The sequence below is a fragment of the Pseudomonas sp. 2822-15 genome, assembly GCF_002742515.1.
Classification (GTDB): Bacteria; Pseudomonadota; Gammaproteobacteria; order Pseudomonadales; family Pseudomonadaceae; genus Aquipseudomonas; species Aquipseudomonas salomonii.
On sequence record NZ_LJRY01000114.1, the window covers coordinates 1 to 737 of the forward strand.

Genomic DNA, 737 nt, shown 5'->3' on the forward strand with positions numbered 1-737 from the left:
ATTTCGCTACCTTAGGACCGTTATAGTTACGGCCGCCGTTTACTGGGGCTCCAATTCAGAGCTTCTCCAAAAAGGATAACCCCTCCTCTTAACCTTCCAGCACCGGGCAGGTGTCAGCCCCTATACGTCGCCTTGCGGCTTAGCAGAGACCTGTGTTTTTGATAAACAGTCGCTTGGGCCTATTCACTGCGGCTCTCTCGGGCGTAAACCCTAATAGAGCACCCCTTCTCCCGAAGTTACGGGGTCATTTTGCCGAGTTCCTTAACGAGAGTTCTCCCGCGCGTCTTAGAATTCTCTTCCCGCCTACCTGTGTCGGTTTGCGGTACGGGCACCAGTCACCTCGCTAGAGGCTTTTCTTGGCAGTGTAGGATCAGGAACTTCGGTACTAATATTTCCCTCGCCATCACAGCTCAGCCTTTATGACAAGCGGATTTGCCTACTTGTCAGCCTAACTGCTTGGACGCGCATATCCATCAGCGCGCTTACCCTACCTTCCTGCGTCCCCCCGTTGCTCAAACGGTGACGTGGTGGTACAGGAATTTCAACCTGTTTGCCATCGCCTACGCCTTTCGGCCTCGGCTTAGGTCCCGACTTACCCTGAGCGGACGAGCCTTCCTCAGGAAACCTTAGGCTTTCGACGGAGGGGATTCTCACCCCTCTTTTCGCTACTCATACTGGCATTCTCACTTCCAAGCGCTCCACATGTCCTTCCGGTCATGCTTCGCAGCCCTTCATCT

Annotated in this window: 1 rRNA gene; it reads right to left on the bottom strand. The window is 54.1% G+C overall.

Annotated features, from left to right (window positions below):
• A 23S ribosomal RNA gene (locus tag AOA59_RS00680) occupies positions 1–737 on the bottom strand; the annotation flags it as partial.